The organism is Streptococcus mitis, assembly GCF_009496285.1.
GTDB classification, from domain to species: domain Bacteria; phylum Bacillota; class Bacilli; order Lactobacillales; family Streptococcaceae; genus Streptococcus; species Streptococcus mitis_BP.
Genome location: NZ_WIJK01000053.1, coordinates 1 through 1,415, shown reverse-complemented (window position 1 = coordinate 1,415; position 1,415 = coordinate 1). Strand labels below are relative to the sequence as shown.

Here is a 1,415-nt window from a genome sequence, read left to right as displayed (position 1 = left end):
GGCTCATTGTCAACTGTAGTGGGTTGAATAAAAACTAACATCTGGAGAGGACAATTGATGTCCTCTTCATTTTTATATTCAGAGCGATGAAAATTCGTTTCTTAAAGTTGTCAAAGTTCCGAAATCCAAAGGCATTTCGTTTGATAAGTTTAACGAGATTATTGGTCGCTTCCAATTTGGCGTTGGAATAGGGTAGTTGAAGGGCGTTGACAATTTTCTCTTTGTCCTTGAGAAATGTCTTAAAGACAGTCTGAAAAAGAGGATGAACCTGTTTAAGATTGTCCTCAATGAGTCCGAAAAATTTGTCTGGCTCCTTGTTCTGAAAGTGAAAAAGCAAGAGCTGATAGAGATTATAGTGGTGTCTCAAGTCTTCTGAATAGCTCAAAAGCTTGTCTAGAATCTCCTTATTTGTTAAGTGCATGCGAAAAGTAGGGCGATAAAAACGTTTATCACTTAGTTTACGACTATCCTGTTGAATGAGCTTCCAGTAGCGCTTGATAGCTTTGTATTCATGGGATTTTCTATCAAATTGATTCATGATTTGAACACGGACACGACTCATAGCACGGCTAAGATGTTGCACAATGTGAAAACGATCTAGAACGATTTTAGCATAAGGAAAAAGCTGTTTAGCCAAGTTATAGTAAGGACTAAACATATCCATAGTAATGATTTTCACCTGACAGCGAACCGCTCTATCGTAGCGAAGAAAGTGATTGCGGATGATAGCTTGTGTTCTGCCTTCAAGAACAGTGATGATGTTGAGATTATCAAAATCTTGTGCAATAAAGCTCATCTTTCCCTTAGTAAAGGCGTACTCGTCCCAAGACATAATCTCTGGAAGACGAGAAAAATCATGCTTAAAGTGAAAGTCATTGAGTTTACGAATGACAGTTGAAGTTGAAATGGATAGCTGATGGGCAATATCAGTCATAGAAGTCTTTTCAATTAACTTTTGCGCAATTTTTTGGTTGATAATACGAGGAATTTGATGATTCTTCTTGACGATAGAAGTCTCAGCGACCATCATTTTCGAGCAATGATAGCACTTGAATCGACGCTTTCTAAGGAGGATTCTAGTAGGCATACCAGTTGTTTCAAGATAAGGAATTTTCGACGGTTTTTGGAAGTCATATTTCTTCATTTGACATCCGCACTCAGGGCAAGATGGAGCCTCATAATCCAGTTTAGCGCTGATTTCTTTGTGAGTATCCATATTGATGATATCTACAATCTTGATGTTTGGGTCTTTAATATCAAGGAGTTTTGTGATAAAATGTAATTGTTCCATATGAATCTTTCTAATGAGTTGTTTTGTCGCTTTTCATTATAGGTCATATGGGACTTTTTTTCTACAACAAAATAGGCTCCATAATATCTATAGGGGATTTAACCACTACAAATATTATAGAGCC

The 1,415-nt window shown here is 37.0% G+C and carries 1 protein-coding gene; it reads right to left on the bottom strand.

Annotated features, from left to right (window positions below; translation table 11 throughout):
• Positions 1-34 precede the first annotated feature (34 nt).
• A complete protein-coding gene (locus GEZ89_RS09455) occupies positions 35-1,291 on the bottom strand; it encodes an ISL3 family transposase (protein ID WP_153225811.1) in 1,257 nt (418 codons plus the stop codon).
• Positions 1,292-1,415: the final 124 nt, after the last annotated feature.

Excerpts from the sequence above, each read along its gene's own strand:
- GEZ89_RS09455 (WP_153225811.1), bottom strand. The coding sequence starts at position 1,291 with ATGGAACAATTACATTTTATCACAAAACTCCTTGATATTAAAGACCCA.